This is a genomic window from Cryobacterium sp. Hh11, from assembly GCF_004404045.1.
Taxonomy (GTDB): domain Bacteria; phylum Actinomycetota; class Actinomycetes; order Actinomycetales; family Microbacteriaceae; genus Cryobacterium; species Cryobacterium levicorallinum.
Map to the genome: position 1 here is coordinate 26,118 of NZ_SOHF01000003.1, position 23,523 is coordinate 49,640.

Consider the following 23,523-nt stretch of genomic DNA (forward strand, 5'->3'; position numbering starts at 1 on the left):
CCCTCCCGATCGTGCAGGACAGCGACGACGCCGGCTCAGAACCGACCGTCGCCATTCAGACCATTGTGCCGGACAACGACGATGACACCGTGCAAGCGACGGTTGCCATTCAGACCATCACGACCGACGATGGCGCTGAGATCGACGACCTAGCGACCGCGCCGGTGACCCACGAGACCCCGGAGACCCCGACCGACCGCACCGCGACGCTGTTACAGGCCGCGCGGGCCTGGCTGAACCAGGACCCAGATCCGGAGACGCAGGCACAGTTGCGCGCTCTCATCAATGCCGTCGGCGACGGCGACACCGCAGCGCTGTCCAATCTGCATTCCCGGTTCGATACCCGGCTCGCCTTCGGCACGGCCGGGCTGCGCGGTGAGATTTCCGCCGGACCGAACCGCATGAACCGCGTGCTCGTCTCGCAGGCCGCCGCTGGCCTGGCCACTTACCTGCTGCGACACGCTGCGCCCGGGGTGACCCCGTCAGTCGTCATCGGCTACGACGGACGCAAGAACTCACACGTTTTCGCGACCGACACTGCGGCGCTGATGGCGGGCGCGGGGGTGCGCGCCATCCTCTTGCCGCGTCTGCTGCCCACGCCCGTGCTCGCCTTCGCCGTGCGGCATCTCGACGCAAGCTGCGGCGTGATGGTAACGGCCTCGCACAACCCGCCGAACGACAACGGTTACAAGGTGTACCTGGGCGGCGTGAACAATGGCGCTCAGATCGTCTCCCCCGACGACAAGGCCATCTCGGACGAGATTCTGCGCGTCGCCGCCGACGAGCACGTGCCGCACCTGCCGCGCGCCAGCTACGAGACCGCCGAAGAAACCGTTGTCCAGGCCTACATCGCCGAAACGGCCAGCATCGCCCACACACCGCGGGCGCAGGTGAATGCGGTGTACACCGCCATGCACGGCGTCGGCTGGGACACCACCCGCCGCGTGCTCGAAAAATCCGGTTTTGATCTGCCGACCCTGGTTGACGCGCAGATCGCGCCCGACGCGGCCTTTCCCACCGTCGCCTTTCCGAACCCTGAAGAGCCCGGCGCGATGGACCTCGCCTACGAGACTGCGCGTGAGGTGAGCGCCGAGCTCATTATTGCCAACGATCCCGACGCCGACCGGCTTGCCGTCGCCATTCCCGACCTCTCAAGCGCGAGCGGTTATCGCCGGCTCAGCGGCAACGAGGTCGGAGCGATTCTGGGCTGGCGCGCCGCGGCCCTGGCTACTGCAGACGCCTCAAACCCGGGCGCGCTCGCCTGCTCAATCGTGTCATCGCCCGCCCTGCACGCGGTAGCGGATGCCTACGGCCTGCGATTCGTCGAAACCCTCACCGGGTTCAAATGGGTGTCGCGGGTGCCGGGCCTGGTCTACGGTTTCGAAGAGGCGCTCGGCTACCTGGTCAACCCGGACAGCGTGCGCGACAAGGACGGCATCTCGGCAGCGGTCGCCCTGCTCTCGCTGGTCAGCGACCTCAAGTCGGAAGGGACGACCCTCGCCGGCTACCTTGACCGGTTCAGTGAGAAGTTCGGACACTACGCCTCGGGGCAGATCTCGGTGCGGGTCTCCGAAGTCTCCACGATCGCCCTGGTCATGACGCGCCTACGGGAATCCCCGCCGACCCATGTCGGGCGCATTCGCGTCGACGAGATCGACGACTTTCGGTGGGGGCTGGGTGACCTGCCGCCGAGTGACGTGTTGCGCATCCGTTTGACCGACGGATCGCGCGTCATGGTGCGCCCGAGCGGTACCGAACCCAAGCTCAAGGTGTATATCGACACCCGAAGCACGGTCGGCACCCTGGTCGAGCGCCGTGCCGCGGCGCAGGCCGCCCTCGACGAGCTCGACCGCGGAATGCGCGCGCTGATCGAGTAGGTTCTGGCCTGCGGTTCGTCGTGAGGTGCTTGCGATTCACACCGCGGCATTTGTTGCGGACCTGATCGAGTCGGTGGCGGCGTCCGCTCGCCGGGCCCACCCTAGGGCCCTGGGCCCGTGATTTATCATGGGCCCACCGACCGGGCCCGGGCCCGGTCGGTGTTCGGGAGCTAGCCGAGCAGGGAGACCGCCCGGGCGATGACGAGGGCCAGCAGCACGAAGCCGCCGAACGACTCGATCCCCATGAGCGCTTTAGCCCGGAGCGAGAGCGGCATCGTGTCGGTCGGGCTGAACGCCATGGAGTTCGACAACGAGAAGTAGACATAGTCGAAGAACGAAGCGACCCAACCGGTACGCTGCGACGACCTGGCGGCGACCTCCTCGATAGCGTCGTGGTCTTCGTCCTGGGGAAAGCGAAAATCAGCCGGCGGAAAGTCGGCCCGGTCGGTATGACGCCTCGAGACCGGGCCGCCGCGGTCGAGTTCCCAGTAGACCAGCGCGAAGGCGATGACGTTGGTGACCCACACCTGCAGGGCAGCGAGCAGCAGTGTCGGCCCGTCATCCTTACCGCCCGACGTGAGCTGGATCACGAGTTGCACGAGGGCGACTTCGTTGGCCGCGACCAGCAATACCGCCTGGCCGGTGGCGAGGTACTTCGACCAGCGGGTTTCGCGATGCAGCCGGTGGGGGTTGAGGGCGAGGAGCGGAATCAGCATGGCGAGCCCGATCGCGACGACCGTGTAACGCAGCCCGGGCAGGAACGTACTCGGCAAGGTGGCATACAGCGTGAGAGCTACCAGCAACCCCAGTACGGCCGGCCAGCGGTGTTCGGCCCGTGCACCCTGCTTCACGCTGTCGCTCATGCGCTGAGCCTAGGCCCGTCGCGGGCGCTCGCGCCACTGCTCGAGGCGTCGCCGTCCAGGCCGTCGGTGTGCTGCCCGGCGTGCCGCTCGGTGTGTTCGCCGCCGGGCCCACCTTACGGTCCTGGGCCCATGATCTATCATGGGCCCACTTTCCGGGCCCGGGCCCGGAAAGAAACGCGGCCCGGAACGCGGCGGGGCTAGGAGCCCAGCGCGATGTCGAGCTTGGCGACGAGTTCGTCGACGTCGAAGTAGTTGTTGATGACGATCACATCGGCGTTGGTTTTGCCGATCGCGTCGACAAGCTCCGAGGAGGTCAGGATAACCTGGGCGTCGGCCGCGGCGGAACGCACGCCGGCGACATCCGTTGCCTGTACGCTTGCCTCGATCTCAAGCCGTTCGAGCGCGCGCTCGGCGTTGACCTTGAGAATGGCCGAGGTGCCGAGGCCGACGCCGCACATCACGACGATCTTCACGAGAAGACGCTCTGCACGAATTCCGCGGTGGTCGCGCCGGCCAGCGCCGGAATCACCGCCGGGTCATTGAACACGTTGGCGAGTTCGGCGACGAACTGCAGGTGATCGTCGGCGCCGGCCACGGCCAGGCCGACGATCACGCTGACCGGGTCGTTGTGCGGGTGCCCGAAGGCGACCGGCTCAGCCAGAGTGACGACGCAGAGTCCGTCGGTGAGAACATCCGCTCCCGGCCGCGCGTGCGCGAGTGCCAAGCCGGGCGCGATAACGATGTAGGCACCGAATTCGTGGATCACCGCGATCATGCGATCGGTATAAGCGGATGTGGCGGCGCCCGAACGCACGAGGGCGTCGCCGGCGGCCGTGATGGCCGCGGTCCAGTCGTCAGCGTGCGCGCCGATGGTGATGGCGTCAAGCGGGAGGTGCGGGAGTGGCATGGTGTCTTTCGGTTATGCGGGGTCGTCCTTGGTTGGCCGGCGGGGCTAGGCGTCGCCGAAGCCCGCCTCGATGGCTTCGACGAGTTCTTCGCGGTCCTCCAGCGGCAGGAAAGCAGCGTGGGCAGCGTTGAGCTGGAAAGTCTCGAGGTCGCCGAGGTCGTAGCCGAAGGCATCCGAGAGCAGGGCGAGTTCCTGGGACAGGGTGGTGTCACTCATCAGGCGGTTGTCGGTGTTGACGGTGACTTTGAAGCCGAGCTGGTACAGCAGGTCGAAGGGGTGGTCGAAGAGTTCTTCGCCCCAGGCGGCGACCGCTCCGGTCTGCAGGTTCGAGGACGGGCTCAGCTCGAGGGTGATCTCGCGGTCGCGCACCCACTGGGCCACCGGTCCGAGGGTGACAAAGGTGTTGTCGTCGTCCTGGCGTTCGATCGTGACATCTTCGGCGAGGCGCACGCCGTGGCCAAGGCGCAGGGCGCGGCCGTCGAAGAGGGCGCCGCGGATGCTGTCAAGCCCGTCGGCCTCGCCGGCATGCACGGTGACCGGCATGAATTCGCGGGCCAGCAGGTCGAAGGCCGCGCGGTGGTTGCCGGCCGGGAAGCCGGCCTCGGCGCCGGCGATGTCGAAGCCGACGACGCCGTCGAAGCGGTAGCGCACGGCGAGTTCGGCGATTTCGAGGCCGCGGTTCGCGTGGCGCATGGCGGTGATGAGCTGGCCGATGCGGATGCTGCGGCCGGACTGCTCGACGTTCTCAATGCCGGCTTCGATACCGTCCTGCACGGCTTCGACGACCTCGTTCAGGGTGAGGCCGCGAGCCAGGTGCTGCTCGGGAGCCCAGCGGATCTCTCCGTAGATGACGCCGTCATCGGCGAGGTCTTCGACGAATTCGCGGGCGACCCGGGTCAGGCCCTCGCGGGTCTGCATGACGGCGGTCGTGACGTCGAAGGTCTTCAGGTATTCCACGAGCGAGCCGGCATTGGACTGGTCGGAGAACCATTCGCCGAGCGCGTCGGCATCCGTTGTGGGAAGCACGAATCCGATGGAGTCGGCCAGCTCGATGATGGACTGCGGACGCAGACCGCCGTCGAGGTGGTCGTGCAGCGAAACCTTGGGCAGGGTGTTGATGCTCGTGCCGCCACCGGGCATGAGGAATTCCTCGATCAAAGTCATACGAACAAGCTCCTCGGTACGGGGGCGGGTGTGAACTACAGCCGCGCGCCCAGCTTATCGGAGCGGCTCTGGGCGGACCATGAGAAATGCCCGAGCGGATGCGCCGCCTCGCGTCGCTGCCGCTGCCCGCGCGCGCCGGGCCCACCTTCGGCAACGGGGCCCATGATCTACCATGGTCCCGGTTTCCGGGCCCGGGCCCGGAAAGGGGAAGACCACGTACCCTGAGTTGTGCCCACCAAAATCATCCTCGACTGCGACCCCGGCCATGACGATGCGATCGCGCTGCTGCTCGCACACGGCAATCCGAACATCGACCTCGTCGCCGTGACCACGGTGATGGGCAACCAGACCCTCGCCAAGGTCACTCGCAACGCCCTGTCCGTCGCCCGCGTCGCCGGCATCACCGGGGTCCCGTTTGCTGCCGGATGCCCGCGCCCACTGGTGCGGAAGATCGAGACGGCGCCGACGATTCACGGCGAATCCGGCCTCGACGGCCCCGTTCTGCCCGAGCCGACACTCGAACTCGACGGGCGCCACGCCGTCGACCTCATCATCGACACGATCATGGCGCACGAGCCGGGCGAGATCACCCTCGTGCCGACCGGGGCGCTGACCAATATCGCCCTCGCCGCCCGCAAGGAGCCGCGCATCGTCGAGCGGGTCAGGCAGGTCGTGCTCATGGGTGGCGGCTACCACGTGGGCAACTGGTCGGCCACGGCCGAGTTCAACATCGTCATCGATCCCGAAGCCGCCCACATCGTCTTCAATGAGAAATGGCCGCTGACCATGATCGGGCTGGACCTCACCCACCAGGCCCTCGCCACCCCCGACATCGTCACCCGCATCGCCGCCGTCGGCACAGCGCCGGCCCGGTTCGTCGGCGAGCTGCTCGCCTTCTTCGCGGAAACCTACAAGGATGCCCAGGGTTTCGACTACCCGCCGGTGCACGACCCGTGCGCGGTCGCCTACGTGATCGACCCGAGTGTCATCACCGTGCGCAAGGCTCCGCTCGACGTGGAACTGGCCGGCACCCTCACGCTCGGCATGACCGTGGCCGACTTTCGTGCGCCGGCCCCGGCCGACTGCACCACCCAGGTGGCCGTCGACCTCAACCACGAGAAGTTCTGGGCCCTCATCGTCGACGCCCTCGAGCGCATCGGCGACCCGCCCCAAAGTTAGGCGGCCGGGAACGGATGCCCCCTCGTCGCTTCCCGAGATGCACCTGCCCCGGAATGCTGCGCGAGGGCGGCCACCCGTGAATCTGCCCGGGCTCGCGTCCGCCGCGTGACTTTCCCCGCACGAACGGGTTGGCTAAATTACCACCACTACTCGGGAGCACCATGACCAAGACCGCGCCAGCCAGCACGAGCAAACCCCTTCCCGACATCCAGGTTCCCGATCTGCACGGCCAGCTGGCCGTCGTCACGGGCGCTAACAGCGGCCTCGGCCTGACCGGCCGCCTCGCCCGGGCCGGCGCCGAGGTCATTCTCGCCGTGCGCAACGAGGAGAAGGGCGCCGCGGCCGTCAAACTCCTGAACGAGCAGGCCCCGGAGGCGAGCGTCAGCATCCGTCATCTCGATCTGGCGTCGCTCTCGAGTATCGCCGGATTCGGTGAGGAGCTCAGGAACGAGGGCCGCCCGATCGATATTCTGCTCAATAACGCTGGCCTCATGATGCCGCCGGTGCGCGACGAAACCGAAGACGGCTTCGAGCTGCAGTTCGGCACCAACCACCTCGGACACTTCGCGCTCACCGCGCATCTGCTTCCGCTGCTGCGGGCGGCCGGCACCAGCAGGGTCGTGAGCCTGTCGAGCCTCATCGCCCGCGGCGGCCGCCTCGACTTCACCGACCTGCAGGGTCTGCGTTACCGCGCGCACCGCGCCTACGGACTCTCCAAACTGGCCACGCTCATGTTCGCGCGCGAGCTCAACCGGCGCAGCGTCGTCGGGAGCTGGGGCGTGCGCAGCGTCGCCGCGCACCCGGGCGCAACAGTCACGAACCTGCAGATCTCCGGCCCCACCCACAACGGGGCCTCGGCCCGCATCTTTCTCGCCGCCAACGAAGCCTCACACCGCATCGGCTGGATGTGGCAGCAGGTCGACCAAGGCGTTCTTCCCGCCCTGTACGCGGCGACCAATCCCGCGGCGGCGGGCGGCGGTTACTACGGCCCTGGCGGGTTCGGTGAGCTCACCGGCGCACCGGCTCCCGCCAGGCTGCCCAAACGTTCCCTCGATGAAGCGGATGCCCGCCGCCTCTGGTCGGTCTCGGAGGAACTCACCGGAGTGACCTACCCGGCCGTCTAGCTCAGCTGTCGATCACGTTCACCAGCACCCGGGCCAGGCGCCGGCGGATGATGTGGTCGTTGGCCTCGACCCGGTGCATGGTGACGTGGCGCATCCGCTCAATGATGGTCATGCTGCCCTGCGCGATGAACGCGTCCAACGCGCCGTAGATCACGTCGACCGGCACCTCGAGGCTCGCGATATCGCTCACCACGGTCTGCGATTCGATGCAGTGCTCCATCGATTTGATGAACGGCGTCCAGGTTTTCTCGGTCAGTTCAAAGATGCCCTTGGGGAGCAGCCGCGTAATGATGGACGCGTTGGCGAGTGTGAAATCCTTGTTGGCGCGCAGAAAATCGTAGGCCCGCAGGTAGGCGCTGACTCGCGCTTTGACTCGTGGGTCGCCGATATCGCTCGGTGACACATAGACCGGCGGCCCGACCAGCACCACGCGCGACACCGTGCCGCTGCCGGTCAGCCTCCGCCAGACGCTCGCCCCCGGGCCCTGCCTCTGCATCGCGGCGTAGCGGGTGCTGATCAGGCTGCCGAGGGAGTGGCCGACCAGCACGAACGGCTCGCGCAGTTTCAATGAGCGGATGGTCGCGGCCAGGGCCCCGACATGATCCTCCAGCCGGTACTCGCAGCCGTCCGGTGCCGGCGACTGCCCGAAGCCCAGAATGTCCACCGCGATCACCCGATGATTCGGGGTGAGCCGCGGGATCACCTCGTAGAAGGTGATCGAGGACGACGCGATGCCGTGCACGAGAATGACGACCGGGCCGGTACCGGCATCCGTTGCCACGTGCAACAGCGGTGGGCGGGACCGACGCGCTCGGCGCATCCGCTCCGCCCACCAGGTCATGGGCTAATTATCGTTGCGCAGCGTGGCCTTGAAGTCGTTCTTGGCCTCGGTGGCGTTGCGCTCGGCCTCGGCGTGCTTGACCTCGCCCTCGGCCTTCTTCACCTTGACGTCAGCCTTGGCCTCGTCGACCCGGTCTTCGACGCGGTCCTTGGCGTCATCAACCGCCCGGCCGATCTTTTTGCCGGTGGCATCGAGTGCATCCTTGGCATCGTCTACGAATCCCATGTTGTCCTCCTGATCGTGTGTGCAGTTGGGTTGAATGTGCAGTCGGGCTGCTCGCCGACTCCCTGACCTTACTTCGGGGGTAGGCGCCGAGTCCCAATTGTGACCCGACTCCCAGACTGCCCCCAGACAGCGCCCCCACCCCGCTCGATACGGTGAGTCATGAGACGAACCTGGGGAGTGATCGCGGTCCTGCTGACCGCCGTGTTGTTGGCGGGATGCACGGCTAATAGTGGTTCGGTGAGCACGGACTCGTCTGGGAGCACGGGCTCGGCGGACGGCGGCATCGGCGAGGTCGCGCCGGAACAGGACTTTTCGGTCGACAAAGCCCCCGACGGCAGCGTCGTCACCGGCACTACGGGCGACGTGAACACGTCCAACCGGGACGTCATCACCACCGGGTCCATGTCGATCACGGCCACTGATCCGGTCGCGGCGAGCGAATCCGCCGTCACGATCACCGAACAGGCCGGCGGACGCGTCGACAGCCGCAGCGAAAACCCGGGCACCGACGTCCAGCCAGCGAGCGCCACCCTCACCCTGCGTATTCCGTCCGACGAACTCGACCGTACCCTGGCCGAGCTCAAGAAACTCGGCCGGCTCAACTTCGTCTCGCTCAACGCCCAGGACGTGACACAGCAGAGCCAGGACCTCGACGCCCGCATCACGGCTCTGACCACCTCGGTTGACCGGTTGTTGGCACTGATGGCCTCGGCGACGAGCACGACCGACCTGATCAGCATCGAAGACGCTTTGTCGAGTCGGCAGGGTGAGCTCGAAAGCCTGCAGTCCCAGCGCGACTTTCTCGCCGATCAGATCGATTACTCGACCGTGCAGCTCGAATTGGTTTCGGAAGGCACCGTGGCCGCCGGCGGCCCCGACAATTTCTGGACCGGCATTATCGCCGGTTGGACCGCCCTCGTCGCCGCCGCCGGCGGCCTGCTGATCGGCCTCGGAGTTGCTCTGCCCTGGCTGGTCGTACTGGCGATTTTCGGGGCAATCGCGCTCGTGATCGTGCGGGTGTTGGCGCGACGGCGTAAGGCTGCATAGGCTTGTCCCTGTGACCGAGTTTCTCCCTGCTTTAACCCTGCCCGAAACCTCTCCGGCAGCGCCCGTTTTTGTTCCTTCGATCGAGCCGGTGCTGTCTGATCAGCTGCTGGCCGGCATCCGCTCACGGGCAGCCGGGTATGACCGGGCCAACGCCTTCTTCACCGAAGATCTCGAGGTGCTCGTCGCTGCCGGCTACCTGCGCGCCCTCGTGCCGGTGCAGTTCGGCGGACTCGGCCGCACCCTGCAACAGACCGTGCGCGAGCAGACCCGGCTCGCCGCGCACGCCCCGGCCACCGCCCTCGCCGTGAATATGCACCTGGTTTGGACCGGTGTCGCCGCCAGCCTGAACGCGCAGGGCGACCACTCGCTCGACTTCGTGCTCGAAGAGGCCATGCGAGGCGAAATCTTCGCCTTTGGCGTGAGCGAACCCGGCAACGACCTGGTGCTGTTCGGCTCGCAAACGGATGCCCTCCCCCAGCAAGATGGCGGCTACCGGTTCACCGGCACCAAGGTGTTCACCTCGCTCTCCCCCGCCTGGACCCGGCTCGGCACCCTCGGCCTGGATTCCTCCGCCCCGGCTGACCCCGCGATCGTCTGGGCGTTTCTCGATCGAGCGGATGCCGGCATCCGCTCGAAAGATGACTGGGACACCCTCGGCATGCGCGCCAGCCAGAGCCAGAGCACCGTGCTCGATGGCGCTCTCGCCCGCCCGGACCGGGTCGTGCGCCGCCTGCCGATCGGCCCGAACGGCGACCCGCTCGTCGCCGGCATCTTCGCCAACTTTGAAATTCTGCTCAGCGCCGTGTACACCGGAATCGGCCAGCGCGCGCTCGAACTCGCCGCCCTGGGCGCTAACCGTCGAACCTCGCTGAAAAACGAGGGGCGCACGCACGCGCAGGATCCGGTCGCGCGGTGGCGGATCGGGGACCTCGTCATTGCGATGGACGGCATCTATCCGCAGATCGACGCCCTCGCCCGGGCGGTCGACGAGCGTTTATTCGCGGTCGGACCGGCCTGGTTCGCGCAGCTCTCCGGGCTCAAATACCGGGCCACCCAGAACGCCAAGTTCGTCGTCGACACCGCCGTGCAGGTTGCCGGCGGCTCCGCCTACGCCGCGTCCTCCGAACTGGCCCGGCTCTACCGCGACGTGCTCGCGGGTTTCTTCCACCCCTCCGACGCGGACTCCGCGCACGCGACCGCCGCAGCATCCGTTCTCGGACCCCTCGATTTGCCTGCCTCATGAGTTTCAGCAAGACCACCGCCATCACGCTCGACCACTCCGGTTACACCCGGGCCGTGCTCGACCTCACCATGCGCCTCGCCGAAGTCATCTTCACCGCCGGCGCCGGCGCCGAAGACGCCACCGCCGCGATGATCGCGCTCACCAGGGCCTACGGGCTCAAGGGCACCGACGCGAATATCACCCACACGACCATCACGCTGACCCAGGAAGACTCGTCGACGCACGAGTCGATCATCCGCAGCCGCAACGTGAAGTACCGCACGCTGGACTATTCCAAGCTCACCGCCACCTCGGAGCTGATCGCGGACATTATCGAGAAGCCGATCGAGGTCGCCGAGGCCCGCAAGATCCTCGCGACCATCGTCAGCTCAAAACCGCAGGTGCCCAAACAGTGGCGCCGCATCGGCTGGAGCCTGGTCGGTGCCGGCGCCGCCGTTCTGATCGGCGGCGGGCCGACGGTGATCATCGCCGCCTTTATCGCCACCTGGATCATCGACTGGATCACGTCGGTGCTCGACCACCGCCAGGTTCCGCTGTTCTACCAGACGGTCGTCGGCGGGGCGATCGGCCCCCTCGTCGCCACGGTCGTGCGGGTGATCGACCCCACGGCCAACCCCTCGCTCGTCGTCGTCGCCACCATCATCATGCTTCTCGCCGGTGTCACCACATTCGGTGCCGTGCATGACACGCTCTCGGGGTTTTACCTGACCGGCACCGCCCGATTGGTGGAGGCCCTGCTGATCACGGCTGGCCTGGTCACCGGGGTGTCGGGATCCGCCCTGTTTTTGGTCCGGTTCGGGCTGCTGCTCGAGATCGACTCGAATCCGATCGTGACCATCGGCGTGCTGCCGGTACTGCTCGTAGCCGCCATCGTCATCGTCATCGGGTTTGCGCTGGCCGTGCAGGTACCGTGGCGGGCGGTCTGGGTGGTTTGCGTGCTCGGCGCTCTCGCCGAGTTTCTGTTCGTGGCCGCGCTGGCCGGCGGATTCGGACTGGTCGGGGCCTCGGCGGCAAGCGCCCTCGGCGTCGGCCTGCTGGCGGCGGTCGCTGCGCGCATCGTGCGCACCCCTCCGCTCGTCATTATGGTGACGGCGCTCGTGCCGCTCGTGCCCGGGCTCACCCTGTTTCGCGGGTTGCTCCAGCTCTCCGAGGGCGATATCAACGGGCTGCTCGCATTGCTCACCGCTGCCGGCATCGCGATGGCCCTCGCGGCCGGCGCGCTGCTGTCGCAGTATGTCGTGCAGATCGTCTGGGGTCCGGCGCGCAGGCTGCAGCGCCGCTTCGTCGGACCGCTCATGGCCCTGCCGGTGCGACTCGGCCGCGACGCAACCAAGCGCATTTAGCGCGCGCTGCAGCATCCGCTGTCAAACGGATGCCTGCGTCAGTTGGGAATGTCCGCCTCGCCGGCGTCGACGGCGTCTTCCTCGACGAAACGATACGGGATGGGCTCGTCGGTCTCACGGCCGCGCTTATAAGTGCGGGTGATCGTTTCGGTGTCCTCGACCGCTTCGAGCACCAGGACGTCCTGATACTCACCGTCGATGTATTCCAATTCGACCTCGGTTCCGGCGGCAATCGGGTTGGGTCCAAACAGAACTGCCCGGTAGGTGGCGCTGTGGCTCATGACATGACCTTTCGACGGAGAGCGGGTTCGTTGCAGCGACAGCATACGACAGACCGGCAGCCGTGCACAGGGCTCCGACCAGGTCTGGCGATTTGCGGTAGCGCGGTCGGCTGCGGAGATGACGGATGCCGCAAACCCGCGTATTCTCGAGGAGACGGAGCCCCACGGCTCGGCGCGAAGGAGTACACAATGGCTGACAAATCACCGAAAAAGGACGCAACCAAGAAGGTTGCCGACAAGTCCCTCAAGGAAAAGAGGGCCGACAAGAAGGCGAAGTCTGAAGAGACCGCTTCTCGGGCCCGCAAGAGCTAGATTCTGCATCTTCTCGGTGCTATGGGTTCTCCGCTCCTGGTATCGCGCGCTGCATCTGGCGCAGTATTAGCAAGCACGGGTGCCGCCACGATCGTGGCGGCACCTTTCTTTCGTCGGCGTGACCGACAACATCCGCTTGTGAAAGGACCAGCCATGACCCTGCCCACCGAAGACACCCGCGTGCTCTACCCGAGCGGCGCCGTCGACGCGCGGGCGTCCGTGCTGCACTCCGAGCCGCTGCCGGACGGACGCTCAGCCGTGCTGCTCGATGCGACCTGCGTGCATCCGGTCGATGCCGGCTGGCCCGACCAGGGACCCGACCAGGCCTTGCTGCATCACGGTGCCGCGTTCTGGCCGGTCGAGGACTGCATCGTCGGAGCCACCGATGGGTCCGAGCTGTATATCGGTGCGGACATTCCGGTGGCCAAGGGCACCCCAGGCTGGGCCTTCGTCGTGGTGCACGTCGTCGACGCGGCCGGGCTTTCAGCCGGCGACACCGTCACGGTCGAGGTTGACGAGGGCCTGCGCGACGCCACGAGCGCCGGCCACACCGCGTGCCATTTGGCCTCCCTCGCCCTGAACGATGCTCTCGCCGACCGGTGGAAAAAAGAGGTACGCGCCGACGCGCTCGGCCACCCCGACTTCGACGGGCTCGCCATCGACGAATCATTGATCGGCCAGAACGCTTCGGTCGACACCTACCGGCTCGGCAAATCGCTGCGCAAGAAGGGCTTCTCGGTCGATGGCTTCGCCGAGTCGCTCGCGGCGATCGAAGCGACCATCAACGCGACCCTGCTCGCGTGGACCATGACGGATGCCGCGGTACGCATCGACCAGGGCGGCGACCGGTTGACGGACCGCCGCTACTGGGTGTGCGAGCTGCCCGGCGCGACCGTGCGCATCCCCTGCGGCGGCACCCATGTCGCCTCGCTCGGCACACTCGGCGTCGTGACCGTGACGCTCGGCCTGCACGACCTGGACGGCACCGACGTGCTCACCATGAACACCTCCGCCACGCGCTAGTTTTCGCGCATCCGGGGCAATTTGCGAGCATAATCGGGACATCCATTAGGCACATTGCACGGTTAATCTGCGAGAGATTGCGCATTTCCGCTCCCAGGCGCAGAATTCAGGGGTACCCGGTCAGAGAGGACCAGCCATGAGCACCGTCGTTGAGAGTCCGAAGATCGGCGATACCGAAGTGGATGCGCCCAGCACCGAGTTTTACACCGGCCCCACCACCGATTTCTTTTCCTACCAGGACTTCCTCACCGTGGACGAGCAGAATCTGGTAGCCACAGCCCGCGCGGTGTTCGAACGCGAGATTCGACCCGTCGTCGCCGAGCACTGGAACAACGAGACGTTCCCGTTCGAAATCATCCCCGCCCTGACCGCCCTGAACCTCGTCGATCTGTGTGCGCGCGGCGACAATTTCTTACTCCACGGGTTCATGACCGTCGAGCTTGCCCGCGTCGATGCGTCCATTTCGACCTTTGTCGGCGTGCACAGCGGCCTGTTCGCAGCGGCAATCGCCCAGCTCGGCACCGATGACCAGCGCGACCGGTTCCTGGCCGACGCCATTTCCCTGCGCAAGATCGGCGCGTTCGCGCTCACCGAACCGGATCACGGCTCCGATGTCTCGCGCAATATGGAGACAACCGCCACCCGCACCGGCGACTCCTGGACCCTGAACGGCGTCAAACGCTGGATCGGCAGCGGAACCTTCGCGGCCAATGTGCTGGTCTGGGCGCGCGACACCGCCGACGACCAGATCAAGGGCTTCATCGTCGACGCGACCCTGGCCGGGTTCACCGCGGAGAAGATCGAAAACAAGATCGCCCTGCGCATCGTGCAGAACGCCACGATCACCCTGCGGAACGTCGTGGTCGCCGAACGCGACCGGCTGCCCGGTGCCACGAGCTTTCGCGATACCAACCGGTTGCTCACCAATTCGCGGGTCTGGGTTGGCTGGCAGTCCGTGGGCCTGCAATTCGCCGCCTACGACTATGCGTTGGGCTACGCCCTCGAGCGCCGGCAGTTCGGCAAGCCGATCGCATCGTTCCAGCTCGTGCAGGAGAAGCTGGTGCGCATTCTCGAGAATGCGACCACGTCGCTCGGCCTGATGGTGCGCATCGCCCAGCTGCAACAGGCTGGAACGCTGCGGCCGGAGCACGCCGCGATGGCCAAGGCCTCCGCCAGCGCGCGCATGCGCGAATCCGTGGCACTGGGTCGTTCGGTGTTCGGTGGCAACGGCATCTCCACCTCCTGGGGCATAGCCCGCGTCTTCGCCGACGCCGAAGCCCTGTATACCTACGAGGGCAGCTACGAGGTCAACACCCTCGTCGTCGGCCGCGCGATCACCGGTATCTCCGCGTTCCAGTAGCTGCTGGTTCGTCAGGCGGATGCCCGCGGCCGCCTCACGGGGCGCCCCAGGCATCCGCTCACCGAGGCGTGAGTTTCGCGATCCCGGGCGCACCGAGCCGTGAGTTTCGCGATCCCGGGCGCACCGAGCCGTGAGTTTCGCGACCCCGGGCGCACCGAGCCGTGAGTTTGGACACGATGTGTTGCCATTTTCGGGCTGAAACTCACGGCTCGATGACCGAAACTCACGGGTCGGCAACGCGCCCGCGTGGCCTGGCAGGCCACACCTAAAAACCCGACCGCCGCATCCGCTCGCCAGGCTGATCCGGGACACGGCCGGGCCGATCGTGGTTTGCCTGTGCATAACTAATATGTGCAATCGTGATTGGCGTCATGATCGCTGCATGCCCATCACACCTGAACGTGCAGCCCTGTCGTTTCGTCGTTTGCGGGCGGAGCGCGAGCATCCGGCGTCGACTTTCGACCTCGCCAGAGCATATTCCAAGCGGATGCCCGCTACCCACGTCTTCAGCCACTCGACGGCGGCCGTGATTCACGGGATCTGGTTGCCCAGCCGACTTGAAGGCGACCGCCGACTGCATGTCTCGGTGCCACCGGGGGTGCGGGCACCGCAGGTTGTGGGCATTATCGGGCACGAGGGGGTGGATGGCACGACGCAGCGGGTGTACGGATTCCCGGTGACCAGTTTGATCCAGACGTGGATCGACCTCGGCCTCCTGCTTGGCCGGGTTGAGCTCGTGGCGGCTGCGGATTTTCTCTGCAGCGGCCGCAATCCGTGGCACACGCCCGACGAGCTTCGCGCGGTCGCTGCGGCCCTGATCGGGAGACGCGGGTGTCGTGCCCTGCGGGAGGCTGCCGCTCTTGCTCGGGCGGCGGTCGATTCTCCGCAGGAGACCAGGACTCGCCTCTTCTTGCTGGATGCGGGTATTCCGGAACCGGTCGTCAACTTCGAGATCCTCGACGCGCGTGGCGTCTTCGTAGCCCGGGTCGATCTGGCGTGGCCGCGCTTCAAAGTCTGCGTCGAGTACGAGGGCGACGGACACCGCAGTAACCAGAGGCAATTCCGCGTCGATATCACCCGCCGCGAGCGGGTCGAGGATCAGAAATGGCGCATGGTGCGCATCACCGACGACGACTTGAAGACTGGTGGCCAGGAACTTCTGCGCCGGGTGCGGGCCGCCCTGGTCGAACGGGGCGCGCGCTGGTAGGTGGGTCGGCCATCCGCTCGCCGAGCCGTGAGTTTCCGGTTTCGCCGCTCGCCGAGCCGTGAGTTTGAGGCCATTTCGAGCGGGTTTTCGGGCCGAAACTCACGGCTCGGCGACCGAAACTCACGGCTCGGCGGCCGAAACTCACGGCTCGGCGACGGCAGACCAGGTCTTCGCCAAGCGGATGTCGTTAGGCGCGCTCGAAGATGGCCGCGAGTCCCTGCCCACCGCCGATACACATGGTTTCGAGGAGGTAACGGCCTTCGGTACGCTGCAGGTGGCGGGCGGCGGTGGCGAGGATACGAGCGCCGGTGGCGCCGACCGGATGGCCGAGCGAGATGCCCGAGCCGTTGACGTTGGTGCGGGCCCAATCTTCCGGGGTGAAGTTCCACTCCCGGCTGACGGCGAGTACCTGCGCGGCGAAGGCCTCGTTGAGTTCGATCAGGTCGATGTCGGCCAGGGTCAGGCCGGCACGCTCCAGCGCGAGCTCCGTCGCCGGTACCGGGCCGAGGCCCATGCGGGAGGGTTCGACGCCGGCCCGTGCCCAGGACGCGAGCCGCACCAGAGGGGTCAGGCCGAGCTCGGCCGCCCGCTCCGGGGTGGTCACGATGCACGCGGCGGCCGCATCGTTCTGCCCGCTGGCGTTACCGGCGGTGACGGTGGCGGCGGCATCCGCTTTGCCCATGATCGGTTTCAGGCCGGCGAGGGCTTCGAGGGTGGTTTCGCGCGGGGTTTCATCGACCGAGACGACGATGGGGCCCTTGCGTCCGGGCACGGTGACCGGCACGAGCTCATCCACGAAGCGGCCGTCGGCGACGGCGGCGAGGGCGCGGCGTTGGGATTCGACGGCGAGCTCGTCTTGTTCGACGCGGTCAAGACTGTAGTCGCGGCGCAGGTTCTCGGCGGTTTCGAGCATGCCGCCGGGCACCGGATAGTGGCGTCCGCCGGCGGTTTCGCGGCCACGGCCGAGGGCGTCGCGCAGCAGCACCCCGGCGGTTCCGGCCAGGCCCCAGCGGGAATCGACCATGTAGATGGGGGCCTGGCTCATGACGTCCACGCCGCCGGCAATGGCGAGGTCGCTGACCCCCGTCTGCACCTGCATCGCAGCGTCGAGGATAGCCTGCAGACCGCTGCCGCAACGACGATCGACCTGCACCCCGCCGACTGTGACGGGCAGGCCCGCGTTGAGGGCGGCGACGCGGGCGACCGGCGCGGCCTCGGCCGTGGGGTACGCCTGGCCGAAGATGACGTCGTCGATGACGGCACCGTCGAGGCCGGTGCGTTCCATCAGCGCGACAATGACGGCCGCGGCGAGGTCGGCCGGCGCGACGGTTTTGAACGCTCCGCCGAAGCGGCCGATCGGGGTGCGAAGCGGTTCGCAGATGACGATCTGGCGGAGGGTGGTGAGGGTCATACGGTGTCTCCGTTGCTGAGGATGGTGGTTTGGGTGGTGAGGACGGTCGCGGCGACGAGCATCATTCGGCAACGCCGAGCAGCGTCGTGATCGTGGTTGGCGGGGTGGGCACGAGCAGGGTCGCCTCGGTGGCGGCCTGCACCTCCAGGGCGGTGACGCCGGGCGCGACCTCGCGCAGCACGAGCCCCTCGGGAGTGACGTCGATCACGGCGAGGTCGGTGATAATGCGGGTGACGACGGCCTTGCCGGTCAGGGGCAGGTCGCAGACCTCTTTAATCTTGAACTCGCCCGTCTTGGTCACGTGTTCCATCACGACGATCACGGTGTCGGCGCCGTGCACCAGGTCCATCGCACCGCCCATACCCTTGATCATCTTGCCGGGCACCGCCCAGTTGGCGATGTCACCGACCACACTGACCTGCATGGCGCCGAGCACGGCCACGTCGATCAGGCCGCCGCGAATCATGCCGAAGCTCTGCGCCGAGTCGAAGTACGCGGCGCCGGGATTGACGGTGACGGTTTCCTTTCCGGCGTTGATGAGCTTGGGATCGGCCTCACCCTCCCACGGGTAGGGTCCAACGCCGAGCACCCCGTTTTCGGAGTGCAGCACGACGTGCACCCCCTCGGGCAGAAAGTTCGGAATGAGGGTCGGCAGACCGATGCCCAAATTGACATAGGAATCGGGGGCGAGTTCCTGGGCGGCGCGGGCCGCCATCTCATTACGCGTTAGGGCCATCAGCTCGCTCCAATTTCAGACGAAGGCCGCGGCCGCGTCGTCGTCTTCTCGATCGGCAGGTCGGCGGCGTCCACCGCGCCGAGCTGCACGATGCGATTCACATAGATACCGGCGAGGTGCACCTCATCCGGGTCGATCTGCCCCGGTTCCACCAGCTCATCAACCTCGGCGATGGTGATGCGGCCAGCCATGCCGGCGACCGGGTTGAAGTTGCGGGCCGATTTCTCAAACACCAGGTTGCCGTGCCGGTCGCCCTTCGCGGCCCGCACCAGGGCATAGTCGGTGACTATGGCCTCTTCCAGGACGTATTCCTTCTCGCTGCCGAGCGAAGAGAAGCGTCGTGTCTCCTTCGGCGGCGATGACACCGTCACCTCACCATCCGGGCCATAACGCCACGGGAGTCCGCCGTCGGCGACCATGGTTCCGACGCCGCTCGCGGTGTAGAACGCGGGAATTCCGGTGCCGCCGGCCCGCAGCCGTTCGGCGAGCGTGCCCTGCGGCGTCAGCTCGACCTCGAGTTCACCGCCGAGGTAACGGCGCGCGAAATCCTTGTTCTCACCGATATACGAGGCGATGACCCTGGCTATGCGACCCTCCCGAAGGAGTTCGCCAAGGCCCCAGCCGTCGACACCGCAGTTGTTCGACGCGACGTGCAGGTTCGTGCTGCCGAGGGCGAGCAGCGCACGAATGAGCACGATCGGCACGCCGACCAGCCCGAACCCGCCGACAGCAAGCGAGGCACCATCGGGGATGTCGGCGACAGCGGCCGCGGCGGAGGGATAGGTCTTGTCCATAAATCGAATCCTTTAGCTGGGCCGAATGACGGTGTCGTCGGGCGTGGTCGCGTCGGTATCAGGTTCGGTGGCAGCCGCATCGAGCCCGGCGAAGGTCTCCCGGGCTACGGCGAACGCGGCATTGGCGGCCGGCACGCCCGCATAGATAGCGGTGTGCAGAATGGCTTCGCTGATCTCGGCGCGGCTCAGCCCGTTGGTCAGGGCCGCGCGCACGTGCATCGCGAGCTCGCCCTCGTGCCCGCCGGTGATGAGCGCGGCGATGGTCAGGAAGCTGCGAGTACGACGGTCGAGCCCCGGCCGCGTCCACACTTCGCCCCAGGCATAGCGCGTGATGAAGTCCTGAAACACCGCGGTTTCGGGGGTGATCGCAGCCGTGGCCGCATCGACGTGCTGGTCGCCGAGGACCGCGCGACGCACGAGCATGCCGTCAGCGTAAGCGGATGCCGCGGTGCGGTCAGCCGATAGCGGCTCGGCCGAGTCGCTGGGTCGCCTTGCGGACGAGTCGCCCGCAGAAGCCCCCGCGGCTCCGGCCCGGGCCGAAGCGCCGGCCACCCATTCCCCGAGCAGTGCGCCGACCTCGATCGGCTGCTCGAGCGCCGGCAGGTGCGCGACCCCGGCGATCTCCACGGCCCGGGCGCCGGGAATGCGCGCCGCCAGCTCCTGCAACTGCACGGTCGGTGTCACCGTATCGAGTTCGCCCGACACGCACAGGACGGGCGTGCGGATAGCGCTGAGTGCATCCGTTTGATCGAAAATAGCGAGCGCTTCACAGGCGAGCGCATAGGATTCGTCGTCGATGTCGAGCAGCGCATCGAGCGCGTTTGATCCGGCCTTGGGGTCGCGACCGAGAAAGTCGGGGGCGAACCAGCGACTGGCGCTGCCGATAATGAGCGAGGGGGTGCCGCTCGCGCGTACGCCGGCGGCTCGATCGGTCCAGGCCTCCGCGGTGCCGATTTTTGCGCCGGAGCAGAACACCGCGAGGCTCGTCAGGCGGCTCGGGTGGTTCACGGCCAGGGCCAGGCCGATGGCCCCGCCGAGGGAGATTCCGGCGTAGTGAAAGCTGTCGACACCGAGGGAGTCGACCAGGCCGACGACGGCGTCGGCGATCTCCTCGATCGTGAACGCCGCCGTCGCACGAGGGCTGAACCCGTGCCCGGGCAGGTTGAAGCTGAGTACCCGGTGGGTCACGGCGAGCGTCGGCACGACGCCGGCCCAGAGGTCGGCCGTGGTGCCGAGCGAGGGGCCGAGCACGATCAGCGGCGCGTTCGCGTCGCCGGTCGCGGCCGGCTCGAGCGTGCAGAGGATGACGGGCTGGCTCATGAAATCCTTACGTCTTTGTTGGAGTGGGCTGCGCCGGTGCCTGCTTCGACCATATCGGTTGCGGCGGCTGCCTCGGCCCGCCGTTTCACGGCATCCGCTCGCTGCCGGAACGCGCGCACGACGCGGTCGACGCCCGCCGCCGACTGCCCCGGCTGGCCCTCATAATCGAAGGCCGCCCAGATCTGCGCGCGCAGTTCGTCGGAACAGCCCTCGGCGATGAGGATGCTCGCGAGCACGACCTGCAGCGGCCGGTTGGTCACGAAGGCCTCCCGCGAGGCGCGTTCGACCAGCGAAAACGCGGTGGACTTGCCGACGGTCTCGGCCAGAATTGTGGTGACCCGTTCGCTGAACACGAGTCCGTCGGTGACGTCGAGGTTGGCGCGCATGCGCTCCGGGTCCACGTCGAGGCGAGCGGCGAGCGACGCGGCGCCGGTCACCGCCGAGATCGTGAGCCGTTCGAGCACCCGCAGCGACTGCCATTCGGCATGCCAGGCCCCGCTCGGCCGCTGGTCTTCGGCGAGCATGCTGCCATAGAGAGTGGATGCCAGACCCGGCGTTTGCAGCGCAGCCGCCGTGATCAGCACGGCGGACACCGGGTTGCGTTTGTGCGGCATGGCGCTGGAACCACCCTGGCCGGGAGCGAGACGCTCGCTTACCTCGGCGATTTCGGTGCGGGAGAGCACGGAGACGTCGAGCGCAAAGGTACCGGCGACGCCGGTCGCGGCGGCCAGCACGGAGGCGAGTTCGGAGATGACGACCCGGTTGGTGTGCCAGCTCAGGCGTGGCACGACCAGGCCGACGTGGTGGGCGAAGCGGTCAATGATCGCGTCGAGCACGTCAGTGTCGACGGCTGCGCTGCGCCGGGCCCTGGCGATCTCGGTGAGTACGGCGAGGTTGCCGACTGCGCCTCCGAGCTGCACGGGCAGGGTGTCGCGAATGCCCTCCAGACGCCTGGCGATGAGCAGCACGGCGTCGAGCCAGCCGGCAACCACGAAGCCGAAGCTCGTCGGCGACGCCTGCTGGCCGAGGGTGCGACCGCTCATCACGGTGCCCCGGTGCGCTTCGGCCAGGTCGGCGAGGGTGGCGCCGAAGGAATCGAGCTGGTCAATGAGTTCGCAGGTCACCCGGCGGGCCACGATCATCGCGGCCGTGTCGAGAATGTCCTGGCTGGTCGCGCCCACGTGAATGTGGTCGGACGCTCCGGCCCGCACCTTCTCGGCGGCGCGGCCGAGGTGCTTCACGAACGGGATCACCGGGTTGCCGCCGCCCCTGGCCTCGACAGCGATCGCACCGAGGTCAAACTGGCTCGCGTTCCCGAGCGCGTCGCAAACGGCCAGCATCCACTCGGGGGCAAGCTCGGCGTCGACGAGCGCGCGGGTGAGGGCGAGCTCGGCGTCGACCATTGCCTGCAGCCACGCCTGGTCGCTGGTCAGCTCGGATTCCCGGCTGCCGTGGCTGAGCGGGTTGAGCAGCCCGGCATCAAAGCTGTGGTCAGGCATCAAAGTCCAAAAAGACGGTCTCGTTCTCGCCCTGCACGCGAATATCGAAGCGGTACGACTCGGCTCCCCCGACGATTCCCTCTGAGACGCAGATGAGCGTGCTGCGGCGGTCGACCGGAACCGCGCAGAGCACGGCGTCGGTCGCGTGCAGTGCGGCGTCCTCGGCGAAGTAGGCCCGGGTGAACAGGTGGTGCGTGACACCACGAGCGAACACCGTCACCAGGATGTAGGGCGCTGCTGAGCCGGCCGCACCGGGCTTGAGCGTCGTGAAGGTATAGTTGCCGGCGATCGTGGTCGCGCAGCGGCCGAAGCCGGTGAAGGTGAACCCGTCGCGGTCGATGCTGCCACGGGAGCGGCTGAGCACGCCGCTCTCGTCGGCCTGCCAGATCTCGAGCAGGGCGTCGAGAATCGGCTCGCCTTCGCCGTCGGTGACGGTGCCATGAAAGCGGATGGCGCGGGGATGGTACCCGGGGACCAGATCCGGCCCGCCCGCAAAGGGCAGGGCGTAGCCGTAAAACGGGCCGATCGTCTGCGACGGGGTCTGCAGAGCATGCTTCTGCGAGGTGCTGGTCTGCACGGCGGCAGCTACTTCGGCAAGGTCAGTCATGGGCTTCTTCGCCTTCCATCCAGGTGGACTTAGGTCCGGTGAGCACGATGTCCCAGGTGTAGCCGAGCGAGAACTCGGGCACGCTCAGGCTGTGGTCGTACTGCCCGATCAGGCGGGCGCGGGCATCCGCATCCGCTATCGACTGGTAAATCGGGTCGAGCGCGAACAGCGGGTCGCCCGGAAAGTACATCTGGGTGATCAGACGCTGAGTGAACGCGGTGCCGAACAGCGAAAAGTGAATGTGCGCTGGGCGCCACGCATTCACGTGGTTCTTCCACGGGTACGGCCCCGGCTTGATCGTGGTGAACGAGTACTCACCCTTCTCACCGGTGATGGCGCGGCCGACGCCGGTGAAGTTGGGGTCGAGCGGCGCTGGGTGCTGGTCGCGTTTGTGCACGTAGCGTCCGCCGGCGTTGGCCTGCCACAGTTCGATCAGCTGGTGTCGCACCGGGCGGCCTTCGCCGTCGAGCACCCGGCCGCTCACTGTTATGCGTTCGCCGATCGGTTCGCCGGCATGCTGGATGGTGAGGTCGCTCTCGAGCAGGTTCACGTCGGTGTGGCCGAAGGCGGGCGAGAGGCGTTCGACCTCTTCCGGGTCGACGCGCACGAGCTCGTGGGTGGGGTGGCGCAGCAGGGAGCTGCGGTAGGGGGCGTAGTTGCGCCGGTCGGCGGCACGATGTGGCCGGCGTCGCCGACCAGAAACAGGTTTCCGTAGGCCAGGCGGGAGGCCACGAAGCTGCGCATCGGGGTGATCGATTTGTCGGTGACCGTGCGGCCGATCAGCTCGTTGAAGTTCACGTTGTGGCGCTCGCCGGCATACTGCAGAAAAATTCCGTCGTGCTGCAGGCCCTCGGATGCGAGGCGGTCACCCACCCCGAGGCGGGTGAAGGTTTCGACCGACCCCTGTTCCAAAACACCGGCGCGGATGCGGCCGAGCACGTACTCCTGCGAACGATTTTCCACGACGATCGAGTTGATTCCGGTGTCACGCAGGGCCCATCCCAGCAAGAGACCGGCGGGACCGGCGCCGATGATGGCGACGCGGGTGTTTTCGTGGGGCGCAGATTCTCCTAGCGACAATGACAGGGTGTGTTGTCTTCAGTGTGCTGTACCGGTCAGGGCTCCGATGCCCTTCTTCCACTCAGTGAAAGTGCCGACAA

24 protein-coding genes and 1 pseudogene are annotated in these 23,523 nt (G+C 67.1%); 10 read left to right on the forward strand and 15 right to left on the reverse strand.

Annotation, left to right across the window (positions count from 1 at the left end; translation table 11 throughout):
- The first annotated feature begins 164 nt into the window (after positions 1-164).
- Positions 165-1,877 (forward strand): phospho-sugar mutase, encoded by a 1,713-nt coding sequence (locus tag E3T46_RS00195; RefSeq protein ID WP_134577046.1) that lies wholly within the window; start codon positions 165-167, stop codon positions 1,875-1,877.
- 170 nt (positions 1,878-2,047) lie between these two features.
- Here E3T46_RS00195 and E3T46_RS00200 read toward each other — a convergent pair whose 3' ends face one another.
- From E3T46_RS00200 to E3T46_RS00215, 4 genes are all read right to left on the reverse strand, one after another.
- Entirely contained in the window at positions 2,048-2,740 is a 693-nt protein-coding gene (locus E3T46_RS00200; RefSeq protein ID WP_134576999.1) for a DUF1345 domain-containing protein, read from the reverse strand.
- Between the two features lie 197 nt (positions 2,741-2,937).
- A complete protein-coding gene (locus E3T46_RS00205) occupies positions 2,938-3,213 on the reverse strand; it encodes a PTS sugar transporter subunit IIB (RefSeq protein ID WP_134443752.1) in 276 nt (91 codons plus the stop codon).
- Positions 3,210-3,647, reverse strand: a complete 438-nt coding sequence (locus tag E3T46_RS00210; protein ID WP_134443753.1) for a PTS sugar transporter subunit IIA — start codon at positions 3,645-3,647, stop codon at positions 3,210-3,212. Before E3T46_RS00210 ends, E3T46_RS00205 begins: the two co-directional genes overlap by 4 nt.
- 45 nt (positions 3,648-3,692) lie before the next feature.
- Positions 3,693-4,811, reverse strand: coding sequence for an adenosine deaminase (locus E3T46_RS00215; RefSeq protein ID WP_092452338.1), 1,119 nt, complete (start codon positions 4,809-4,811; stop codon positions 3,693-3,695).
- A gap of 228 nt (positions 4,812-5,039) precedes the next feature.
- Here E3T46_RS00215 and E3T46_RS00220 point away from each other — a divergent pair, with 228 nt between their 5' ends.
- The gene (locus tag E3T46_RS00220; protein WP_134577000.1) at positions 5,040-5,990 is read left to right on the forward strand and encodes a nucleoside hydrolase; all 951 of its coding nucleotides are present in this window, start codon (positions 5,040-5,042) and stop codon (positions 5,988-5,990) included.
- 161 nt (positions 5,991-6,151) lie between these two features.
- A complete protein-coding gene (locus tag E3T46_RS00225) occupies positions 6,152-7,114 on the forward strand; it encodes an SDR family oxidoreductase (protein WP_134577001.1) in 963 nt (320 codons plus the stop codon).
- A gap of 1 nt (position 7,115) precedes the next feature.
- On the opposite strand, the gene E3T46_RS00230 is transcribed toward E3T46_RS00225, so the two are convergent.
- On the reverse strand, positions 7,116-7,955 hold the full coding sequence (locus tag E3T46_RS00230) for an alpha/beta fold hydrolase (protein ID WP_134577002.1): 840 nt from the start codon (positions 7,953-7,955) through the stop codon (positions 7,116-7,118).
- A gap of 3 nt (positions 7,956-7,958) precedes the next feature.
- Complete coding sequence (locus E3T46_RS00235; protein ID WP_134443757.1) at positions 7,959-8,180, reverse strand: hypothetical protein; 222 nt, start codon at positions 8,178-8,180, stop codon at positions 7,959-7,961.
- A gap of 159 nt (positions 8,181-8,339) precedes the next feature.
- Here E3T46_RS00235 and E3T46_RS00240 point away from each other — a divergent pair, with 159 nt between their 5' ends.
- From E3T46_RS00240 to E3T46_RS00250, 3 genes are all read left to right on the forward strand, one after another.
- Positions 8,340-9,227, forward strand: a complete 888-nt coding sequence (locus E3T46_RS00240; protein WP_134577003.1) for a DUF4349 domain-containing protein — start codon at positions 8,340-8,342, stop codon at positions 9,225-9,227.
- A gap of 79 nt (positions 9,228-9,306) precedes the next feature.
- Positions 9,307-10,470, forward strand: a complete 1,164-nt coding sequence (locus E3T46_RS00245; protein ID WP_134577047.1) for an acyl-CoA dehydrogenase family protein — start codon at positions 9,307-9,309, stop codon at positions 10,468-10,470.
- Positions 10,467-11,813 carry a threonine/serine exporter family protein gene (locus E3T46_RS00250; protein ID WP_134577004.1) on the forward strand — a complete coding sequence of 449 codons (1,347 nt, stop codon included), beginning with the start codon at positions 10,467-10,469 and terminating at the stop codon, positions 11,811-11,813. Before E3T46_RS00245 ends, E3T46_RS00250 begins: the two co-directional genes overlap by 4 nt.
- 38 nt (positions 11,814-11,851) lie before the next feature.
- Here the strand turns inward: E3T46_RS00250 and E3T46_RS00255 are convergent, their stop codons facing one another.
- On the reverse strand, positions 11,852-12,094 hold the full coding sequence (locus E3T46_RS00255) for a hypothetical protein (protein WP_134443759.1): 243 nt from the start codon (positions 12,092-12,094) through the stop codon (positions 11,852-11,854).
- Positions 12,095-12,283: 189 nt separating this feature from the next.
- Between E3T46_RS00255 and E3T46_RS18645 the strand changes: the two genes are divergently transcribed.
- The 4 genes from E3T46_RS18645 to E3T46_RS00270 all read left to right on the forward strand — a co-directional run bounded on the left by E3T46_RS18645 (position 12,284) and on the right by E3T46_RS00270 (position 15,996).
- A complete protein-coding gene (locus tag E3T46_RS18645) occupies positions 12,284-12,406 on the forward strand; it encodes a hypothetical protein (protein WP_255408738.1) in 123 nt (40 codons plus the stop codon).
- Between the two features lie 153 nt (positions 12,407-12,559).
- The gene (locus E3T46_RS00260; RefSeq protein ID WP_134577005.1) at positions 12,560-13,429 is read left to right on the forward strand and encodes a metal-dependent hydrolase; all 870 of its coding nucleotides are present in this window, start codon (positions 12,560-12,562) and stop codon (positions 13,427-13,429) included.
- A gap of 136 nt (positions 13,430-13,565) precedes the next feature.
- Positions 13,566-14,789, forward strand: a complete 1,224-nt coding sequence (locus E3T46_RS00265) for an acyl-CoA dehydrogenase family protein (protein WP_134577006.1) — start codon at positions 13,566-13,568, stop codon at positions 14,787-14,789.
- 382 nt (positions 14,790-15,171) lie between these two features.
- Positions 15,172-15,996 carry a hypothetical protein gene (locus tag E3T46_RS00270; RefSeq protein WP_134577007.1) on the forward strand — a complete coding sequence of 275 codons (825 nt, stop codon included), beginning with the start codon at positions 15,172-15,174 and terminating at the stop codon, positions 15,994-15,996.
- A gap of 187 nt (positions 15,997-16,183) precedes the next feature.
- Here the strand turns inward: E3T46_RS00270 and E3T46_RS00275 are convergent, their stop codons facing one another.
- The 8 genes and pseudogenes from E3T46_RS00275 to E3T46_RS18315 form a co-directional block, all read right to left on the reverse strand.
- Entirely contained in the window at positions 16,184-17,407 is a 1,224-nt protein-coding gene (locus tag E3T46_RS00275) for an acetyl-CoA C-acetyltransferase (protein ID WP_134577008.1), read from the reverse strand.
- 61 nt (positions 17,408-17,468) lie between these two features.
- Entirely contained in the window at positions 17,469-18,143 is a 675-nt protein-coding gene (locus E3T46_RS00280) for a 3-oxoacid CoA-transferase subunit B (RefSeq protein WP_134577009.1), read from the reverse strand.
- Entirely contained in the window at positions 18,143-18,937 is a 795-nt protein-coding gene (locus E3T46_RS00285; RefSeq protein ID WP_134577010.1) for a CoA transferase subunit A, read from the reverse strand. Before E3T46_RS00285 ends, E3T46_RS00280 begins: the two co-directional genes overlap by 1 nt.
- A gap of 12 nt (positions 18,938-18,949) precedes the next feature.
- Positions 18,950-20,257 carry a 4-carboxymuconolactone decarboxylase gene (gene pcaC, locus E3T46_RS18790; protein ID WP_134577011.1) on the reverse strand — a complete coding sequence of 436 codons (1,308 nt, stop codon included), beginning with the start codon at positions 20,255-20,257 and terminating at the stop codon, positions 18,950-18,952.
- Positions 20,254-21,756 (reverse strand): lyase family protein, encoded by a 1,503-nt coding sequence (locus E3T46_RS00295; RefSeq protein ID WP_134577012.1) that lies wholly within the window; start codon positions 21,754-21,756, stop codon positions 20,254-20,256. The genes pcaC and E3T46_RS00295 overlap by 4 nt, the downstream gene beginning before the upstream one ends.
- Positions 21,749-22,363 (reverse strand): protocatechuate 3,4-dioxygenase subunit alpha, encoded by a 615-nt coding sequence (pcaG, locus tag E3T46_RS00300; protein WP_134577013.1) that lies wholly within the window; start codon positions 22,361-22,363, stop codon positions 21,749-21,751. The genes E3T46_RS00295 and pcaG overlap by 8 nt, the downstream gene beginning before the upstream one ends.
- A pseudogene (gene pcaH / locus E3T46_RS00305) lies at positions 22,356-23,027 on the reverse strand (protocatechuate 3,4-dioxygenase subunit beta); the annotation flags it as partial. The pseudogene pcaH and the gene pcaG, both read right to left, overlap by 8 nt.
- Positions 22,910-23,443 carry an FAD-dependent monooxygenase gene (locus E3T46_RS18315; RefSeq protein WP_277870911.1) on the reverse strand — a complete coding sequence of 178 codons (534 nt, stop codon included), beginning with the start codon at positions 23,441-23,443 and terminating at the stop codon, positions 22,910-22,912. The gene E3T46_RS18315 and the pseudogene pcaH, both read right to left, overlap by 118 nt.
- Positions 23,444-23,523: the final 80 nt, after the last annotated feature.